Origin of the sequence: Pseudomonas fildesensis (genome assembly GCF_001050345.1) — a bacterium.
Taxonomy (GTDB): domain Bacteria; phylum Pseudomonadota; class Gammaproteobacteria; order Pseudomonadales; family Pseudomonadaceae; genus Aquipseudomonas; species Aquipseudomonas fildesensis.
This window is the reverse complement of sequence record NZ_LFMW01000020.1, coordinates 23,961-31,443: the sequence shown is the minus strand read 5'-3', so window position 1 is coordinate 31,443 and position 7,483 is coordinate 23,961. Positions and strand designations below refer to the sequence as shown.

The window sequence follows — 7,483 nt, the reverse complement described above, 5'->3', positions numbered from 1 at the left end:
CAGCGGACGGGACTCGAACCCGCGACCCCCGGCGTGACAGGCCGGTATTCTAACCGACTGAACTACCGCTGCGCGTAACACTTGAAGCGAATGGTGGGTGATGACGGGATCGAACCGCCGACCCTCTGCTTGTAAGGCAGATGCTCTCCCAGCTGAGCTAATCACCCTTCACTTTCGGTGTGGGCCGCATCATATACGAATATTCTGCAATGTGTTGATTTAAATGCACTTTATTTGAAATAAATTTTCGAGCAGCGTGCGCGGTCCCGAAAACACGCGCTTTGCCCTTCAAACGCGACTCTATTGCGTTTACCCGCTGCTTGGCCTCACAATTAAAAACCATTCTCAATAACGCTTGAGCCACGCTTATGTCTGTGGGTGAACCGCCATTCCAACGGGAAATAACCCAGCTCTACAGCGAGCATCATGGCTGGCTGCTCACCTGGCTGCGGCGCAAGCTGGGCTGTCGCCAGAATGCTGCCGACCTGGCGCAGGACACCTTTGCACGTATCCTCCTCACCCGCGAATCGGTGGCGACCATCCGCGAACCCAGAGCGTACTTGAGCACCACGGCACGGCGGCTGGTGATCGACCAGGCGCGGCGCAGGCAGATTGAACAGGCCTACCTGCAGGAACTGACGCTGACGGTGGACGCGCTTGAGGGGTTCCAGTCCCCGGAGCAGATCCATACCACCCTCGAAGCCCTCGAACACATCGCCTTTATCCTGGAAGGCATGCACGAGTATTCGCGCCAGGCGTTTGTGCTGTATTACCTCGAAGAACTGACCCAGCAGCAAATCGCTCGGCAGCTCAAGCTGTCGGAACGTACTGTGCGCAAATACCTGATCCAGGCGCTGCTGCATTGCAGCCACAGCATGGACACCTGAGCCGCCCATGTCCGATACCCACTCACAGATCGAAGAACAAGCCGCTGAATGGCTGCTGCGCCTGCACGAAGGTGAATTGAGCGAAGCCCAGCGCCTGGCGTTCGAGTGCTGGAAACAACAAGGCCCCCACTACGCCGCAGCCGCAGCGCGCATGGAAGCCGTGATTGCGCGAATGCAAGCCCTGCGCGGAAAAAAAGCACCGGCACGGGCGGCATTGAATGCAGCGTTCGCCCATCAGAAACCCCGTCGCAGCAAGAACGCCGTGCGCGCGCTGTTGCTGGCGTGCAGCCTGGCAGTGCCGGCGGCGGCGCTGCTCGTCAGCCCTTATCCACGACAGTGGATGGCCGACGTGCGCAACGGCCCCGGCCAGTGGCAAACCCTGCACCTGGCGGACGGCTCGGCGCTGACCCTGAACGGCAGCAGCGCGGCGAACCTGTATTTCGACGCCACGCAGCGGCGCATCGAACTGCTGCAAGGCGAGATCCTGGTGGACGTCGCCCACGATCAAGCGCGGCCATTTATCGTACAGACGGCCCAAGGCTCGATGCGTGCGTTGGGCACGCGGTTTGTGGTCAAACGCGAGGGGGATATCACCGTGCTGAGCATGCTCGAATCCCGCGTGGCCGCACAAAGCGCGAATACCCGGCAAACGCTCGAAGTCGACGCCGGCTCCCAGGCGGTGATCAGCACCAGCAACGTAAGCCTGGCCGGCAGCATCGATCCGGCGAGCATCAATGACGCCTGGCGTCGCCATCAACTGGTGGTGGAAAACCGGCCATTGCCCGAGGTGCTGGATGAAATCGCGCGGCATCGTTCCGGCCTGCTGCAATTTGATCGCGCCGCCCTGCAAAGCCTGCGCGTGTCGGCCGTCATTCCCCTGGACGACAGCGACCATGCCCTGCAATTGCTCGCGCAAACCTTGCCGATCAAGGTACGAACCTTTACTCCTTGGCTGATCGTCGTGAACCCCGCAGACATACCCAATAAATAATTATTCGCATTTGCTTCCGGTTTTTCCGAAGCTGCCCGTCAAGCAAGGTAGTTCGACACATAAAGGATTGCCTTCACCATGCACACCCCTTCCTACCCGCGCGGGCGCTTTGGCCTGCTGAAAAGTGCACCGTTTTCCCTGGCTATGCTCGCCGCCAGCGCGATGACCACGAACCTGGCCCAGGCGGATACAGTCAACGTCGCCACCCAGGCCTACGACATTCCCGCCGGACCGTTGGGCAGCTCGCTCAATCGCTTTGCGCAACAGGCGGGCGTGGCGATTGTGTTTCAGTCCCAAGAACTGGAAGGCCTCAAAGGCCCTGGTCTCAAGGGCAGCTACGGCATTCAGGACGGCTTCGACAGGTTGCTGCAAGGCAGCGGCTATCACGCGGTAAAAGGCGACCAGGTCTACGCGCTGCAACCCGCCCCCACCGCCGGCAGCGGCACCCTGGAACTGGGCCCGACCCAAGTCACCGGCAACCAGTTGGGTAACGTCACCGAGAACAGCGGTTCCTACACCCCCGGCACTATCGCGACCTCCACTCGCCTGGTGCTGACGCCGAAGGAAACCCCGCAATCGGTCAGCGTTGTCACCCGCCAGCACATGGATGACTTCGGCCTGAACAACGTCGACGACGTGATGCGCCATACGCCCGGCATCACCGTTTCGGCCTTCGACACCGAGCGCAGCAACTACTACGCGCGCGGTTTTTCGATCAACAACTTCCAGTACGACGGCATCCCCTCGACGGCGCGCAACGTCGCCTATTCGGCGGGCAATACCTTGAGCGACATGGCTATTTATGACCGCGTCGAAGTGCTCAAGGGCGCCACCGGCCTGCTCACCGGCGGCGGCTCATTGGGCGCGACGATCAACCTGGTGCGCAAGAAACCGACGGCCGACTTCCAGGGGCACGCCACCCTGGGCGCCGGTTCCTGGGACAACTACCGCAGCGAACTGGACGTCAGCGGCCCGATGACCGAGAGCGGCAATGTGCGCGGCCGAGCGGTAGCGGCCTACCAGGACAAGCACTCGTTCATGGACCACTACTCGCGCAAGAGCCCGACGTACTACGGCATCATGGAATTCGACCTGTCGCCCGATACCCTGCTGACCGTAGGCGGCGATTACCAGGACAGCCTGCCAAAAGGCTCTTCCTGGTCGGGCAGTTTCCCGCTGATCAACTCCAAGGGCGATCGCAACAGCGTCAAGCGCTCGTTCAACAACGCCGCCGACTGGAGCAGCTGGGAACAATACACCCGCACGGTGTTCGCCATGCTCGAACATGACCTGGGCAATGGTTGGGTGACCAAGCTGCAACTGGACCACAAGATCAATGGCTACCACGCGCTGATGGGCTCGATCCAGGGCGACCAGCCACAGCCGGACGGCACTGCGCAACTCACCTCGGGCAAGTACACCGGGGAAACCGTCAGCGACTCCGCCGACCTGTATGTCAGCGGCCCTTTCAGCCTCGGCGGGCGCGAGCATGAGCTGGTGCTCGGCGGCTCGATCAGCGCCTCGGAATGGAAAGGCAAAGGCTACTGGAACCTCTCCCCCAACATCGTTGACTTCAACAACTGGCACGGCCACGCAACGATTCCGGACTGGGGTAAAGCACAATCGCTGACCGATGACACTGTTCGTCAGACCGGCGCCTACGTGACCACACGCCTGAATCTCGCCGATGACCTCAAGCTTCTGCTGGGCGGGCGGGTGGTCAACTACCAGGTCACTGGCTATAACCCCAACTACCGCGAGTCCGGACGTTTCGTGCCGTACATCGGCGCCGTCTACGACCTCAACGACACCTACGCGGTCTACGCCAGCTACACCGATATCTTCATGCCGCAGGAGAATTACAACCGCGACCGGGACAACAAGCTGCTGGAACCGGATGAAGGCCAGAACTGGGAGCTGGGCGTGAAAGCCGACTTCCTCGATGGTCGCGTGAACGCCAGCGCGGCTTACTTTGAGATCCGCGAGTCCAATCGCGCGCTTTCCGATGACGAGTACAACAACCAGACGCCCATCCCGAACAACTACGCTTACAAAAGCAGCAAGGCCGTCACCAAAGGTTATGAAGTGGAGATGTCTGGCGAAATTGCCCCAGGCTGGCAACTCCAGGCCGGCTATACCCACAAGGTCGTGCGCGATGACAAGGACGTCAAGATTTCCACCTTCGAGCCTGAAGACCAGATCAAGCTGTACACCACCTACAAACTCAAGGGCAACTTGGACAAGTTGACCGTCGGCGGCGGCGTGCGCTGGCAGAGCGTGGGCTGGCAGGACATCTACAACAACCCCCATGGCCAGTATGAAGAGTTCTCCCAGGACGCCTATTGGCTGGTGGACTTGATGACCCGTTACCAGGTCACCAAGAACCTGTCGGCGACGCTGAACGTCAACAACCTCTTCGACAAGTCCTACTACACCAACATCGGCTTCTATAACTCCGCCGCTTACGGTGAGCCGCGCAACTTCATGGTCACCACACGCTGGGATTTCTAAAGCCACAAAAAAACGCCGCCGATCATCGGAAATGATCGGCGGCGTTTTTTATGCCCAAGGCTTTTCGCAAACCCCAGACAGCAAAAAGCCCGCTCAATGAGCGGGCTTCCTGTGGTACCTAGCGTTCAGCGTTCCAGGTAACCGAATATGGCGCAGCGGACGGGATCATGACTCATCCTCTAACGGTTTGAAAAGTCGGCAGTTTAAAAAGTTAATCTACCGCAGATGGACTGAATTGTGTACTCCTCACTCTGCGCTGTAAATGACGTCGTCTGAACACATTTCGAACATCTCCTTCTAGCCGGGTTTGATACATGTGAAGGAGCACAGATCTCAAGGGAGCAAGAACGAGAATGGCATGAACAGCCCCGCGGCACTGGGAGAGCCTTGAACCGTTCTCCCTGCGCCGTCCGGATGGCTTATTCGATAAATCGGTTACGACCGGCCAATACCGCAAAGACAATCTGCAGGCACGCCGCAGATAACAGCAACCACAGCGATACCTGCCAGGTGCCGAAAACACCATGTAGCCAACCGGCCAGGAACGGCCCCACCGATCCTAAGCCATAGCCTACACATTGGGCCATGGCCGACAACGAGCTCGCCTGGTGGTGATCACGAACCCGTAGACCGAATAATGTCAGGCACGTGACCATCGACATCCCTGCCCCACCCCGGCGAACAATAACCAGATCAAAGACAAGGCAGGTGCCCAGACCAGACCCGCCATGCCAACGGTGATCGCCAGCGAGCATACGAACCCCAGCAGACGCTGATCTTTGAGGCGCTTGATGGCAATGGAAGTAGACAGGTTGGCGACGACAGCAATGGCTTGATAGGCAAAGAGATGAACACCCGATTCCGAGGCACCAATCCCGACCGAACTCGCCATGGCGGGATACCAGTCAATCAAGGTGTAGAACGTAACCGTCTGCAGTGCCATGAACATCGACACCTGCCAGGCGATGGCGCTTCCCCACACTGATTTACTTGCAGCAGGTGGTGCAGCAGGAGCCCGGCCACGAGCGCGCTTCAAGTGCGGCAACCAACATGCGATGGCTACAAGGGCAAGGACAAACCAAACCCCAAGGGAAATCTTCCATGTATAGCCGGTAAGCACCGACAACGGAGCTGAAAGGCCGCTGGCCAGTGCAGCCATCAGGGCCATGGTTGCGGCATATAACCCTACGCACAGAGCTGCGTGACTTGGGAAGTCTCTCTTGACCAATGGAACAACCAGCACATTTGCGGTGGCAATGCCTCCACCGATGAGCAACGTTCCTAACCATAGGCCAGTGTAAGTACCACTGGAACGGATGATGCAGCCGATTGCGATAAGGCACAGCGCACCAAATAACGCCTGCTCCAATCCAAAACGTCGCGTCAGCCAAGGAGCCAGCGGCGAGGCAGAAGCGAACATCAGCAAAGGCAGGGCGTTCAGAAGACCGGCAGCGGCGCCACTCAAGGAAAAATACTGCTGCACTTGGTCAAGAACTGGCCCAAGCGAGGTAATCGGTGCCCGCAAATTCGCGGCGATTAGCAAGATTAGCAAAATGCCAATTAGCAGGGAGGAAGCGAATAGGGAATTTCCGGCACGAACGGCCGACGATGAATTTGTCATGAATACCACGCACAACATAGGGACGGATTAGTCCCGTGTGTGCGTTGGTTGACGTTAACGCTTACGCAGAGCGCCAAAGCGCAATGTCTGCTGGCAGGGTAACAAACCCGTGAGCAACATTTCAACGTATGGCTTCCCCATGCATCCACGGCGCCGGGGCTGACTTAGTGCAAGCGCTGGCGTACCCGATCCTCTTGAGCAGCACTGCCAGCAGAATCGCAAGCAGATAAAGCACTGAGTCATTCGGTCGCGAGATCCTCAGTGGTAACTGGCTCCGTGCTCAAGCACATCCTGGTGCCCCATGCACAAACGACGAAGCCGGCGGCTAAGAACCCTACGTACTGAAGGCCGATGTGATCGATCAACAGCCCTCCAGCAGAAGTACCAAGCATGATCCCAAGGTTGATCGCGCTGACGTTTACGGAGCCGATGAACTGAGCATTGGCCCCTGCCCTTCGCAGCACGTCAACGCCTGTCAACAGGCTGGCACCTGCATGACAACAGCCGATGGCGGCCACCACCAAAGGTACCAACCATACTGATTCGCCCAAGAGCGAGATAGCGGCGAGGCTGACAGCCAGCACTAACAACAGCGTCTTGAACATGCCATCCAGTTGTTCAGGAACCCGCTTGGACAGGAGCAAGTTGCCAACAATGTCTGAAACGCCGTACAGGGCTAACGTGAGCGTGACCGGCGTACCTGCCAGCCCCGTATACCTCGCGAGGAATGTGGCGAGGTAACTGAAGACCGCCATGATCCCTGCAAACATAAATAGGTAGCTCAGCAGAGCCAAGGCAATGTCTCTCGTCCAGACGCTACGGAGCCGCTGAACCAGGCTGCGATGATTCACAGGTGCGTGAGTTTGAGGCGGGTGTATCCATCGAATAACGGCAAGCAAGGCCAACGCGCTCAACGCGGCCATCATCCCCATGGCAAATTCCCAGTCCCACGTGTCGCTGACTAGCTTGCCGAGAGGAACGCCCACCACTGAAGCAATTGAAATGCCGATTAGCACACGAGATACGGCAAGGCTCTTATGCGCCGGTGAGGACATCGCTGAGGCGGCCAAGGCAGCATTAGTCCAGAAAATCGCCACGCCTATGCCGCCCAGCGCTCGGCCCAACATCAGCAACGAGAAATTATCAGTGAGCGCGCTGATGGTGTTCCCACAAAAGAGTGCCACGCACCCGCTCATCAGCAGGGTGCGCAGGCTAACCTTGTGCGTAAAAGCCGCGATGACCGGAGCACCAATTCCCATCCCCAAGGCAAATGCAGTAACGAGCCAGCCTGCTCGACCCACGGAGATTTGCAGACCCGAAGCGATCTCAGGCAGCAGTCCCGCCGCTATGAACTCGGAGGACAGCATCACGAATGCTGTGAATGTCAGTATGTATACTTTCGGGTTGAGCGAGTCAGCCATAAAACCTTATTTCCGTTGATATATATGCCGCCGACCATTCCAAGCCTTTGCC

Annotated in this window: 6 protein-coding genes and 1 tRNA gene; 3 read left to right on the top strand and 4 right to left on the bottom strand. The window is 58.4% G+C overall.

The window, feature by feature from the left end; all coding sequences use genetic code 11:
- Positions 1–91 precede the first annotated feature (91 nt).
- A tRNA-Val gene (locus ACR52_RS24250) sits at positions 92–167 on the bottom strand.
- Between the two features lie 201 nt (positions 168–368).
- Here ACR52_RS24250 and ACR52_RS24245 point away from each other — a divergent pair.
- The 3 genes from ACR52_RS24245 (at position 369) to ACR52_RS24235 (ending at position 4,389) form a co-directional block, all read left to right on the top strand.
- The gene (locus tag ACR52_RS24245; protein ID WP_048730280.1) at positions 369–887 is read left to right on the top strand and encodes a sigma-70 family RNA polymerase sigma factor; all 519 of its coding nucleotides are present in this window, start codon (positions 369–371) and stop codon (positions 885–887) included.
- 7 nt (positions 888–894) lie between these two features.
- Positions 895–1,878 (top strand): FecR family protein, encoded by a 984-nt coding sequence (locus ACR52_RS24240; RefSeq protein ID WP_048730278.1) that lies wholly within the window; start codon positions 895–897, stop codon positions 1,876–1,878.
- A 78-nt stretch (positions 1,879–1,956) separates the two neighbouring features.
- Entirely contained in the window at positions 1,957–4,389 is a 2,433-nt protein-coding gene (locus tag ACR52_RS24235; protein WP_048730276.1) for a TonB-dependent siderophore receptor, read from the top strand.
- Positions 4,390–4,808: 419 nt separating this feature from the next.
- Here ACR52_RS24235 and ACR52_RS31395 read toward each other — a convergent pair whose 3' ends face one another.
- The 3 genes from ACR52_RS31395 to ACR52_RS24225 form a co-directional block, all read right to left on the bottom strand.
- Positions 4,809–5,051, bottom strand: coding sequence for a hypothetical protein (locus ACR52_RS31395; protein ID WP_228394204.1), 243 nt, complete (start codon positions 5,049–5,051; stop codon positions 4,809–4,811).
- Entirely contained in the window at positions 5,030–6,010 is a 981-nt protein-coding gene (locus ACR52_RS24230; protein ID WP_236692184.1) for an MFS transporter, read from the bottom strand. Before ACR52_RS24230 ends, ACR52_RS31395 begins: the two co-directional genes overlap by 22 nt.
- A gap of 239 nt (positions 6,011–6,249) precedes the next feature.
- Entirely contained in the window at positions 6,250–7,431 is a 1,182-nt protein-coding gene (locus ACR52_RS24225) for an MFS transporter (protein WP_082143220.1), read from the bottom strand.
- Positions 7,432–7,483 lie beyond the last annotated feature (52 nt).

Coding starts and splice junctions, on each gene's coding strand:
- ACR52_RS24225 (WP_082143220.1), bottom strand. CDS start 7,431: ATGGCTGACTCGCTCAACCCGAAAGTATACATACTGACATTCACAGCA.
- ACR52_RS31395 (WP_228394204.1), bottom strand. CDS start 5,051: ATGTCGATGGTCACGTGCCTGACATTATTCGGTCTACGGGTTCGTGAT.
- ACR52_RS24235 (WP_048730276.1), top strand. CDS start 1,957: ATGCACACCCCTTCCTACCCGCGCGGGCGCTTTGGCCTGCTGAAAAGT.
- ACR52_RS24240 (WP_048730278.1), top strand. CDS start 895: ATGTCCGATACCCACTCACAGATCGAAGAACAAGCCGCTGAATGGCTG.
- ACR52_RS24230 (WP_236692184.1), bottom strand. CDS start 6,010: ATGACAAATTCATCGTCGGCCGTTCGTGCCGGAAATTCCCTATTCGCT.
- ACR52_RS24245 (WP_048730280.1), top strand. CDS start 369: ATGTCTGTGGGTGAACCGCCATTCCAACGGGAAATAACCCAGCTCTAC.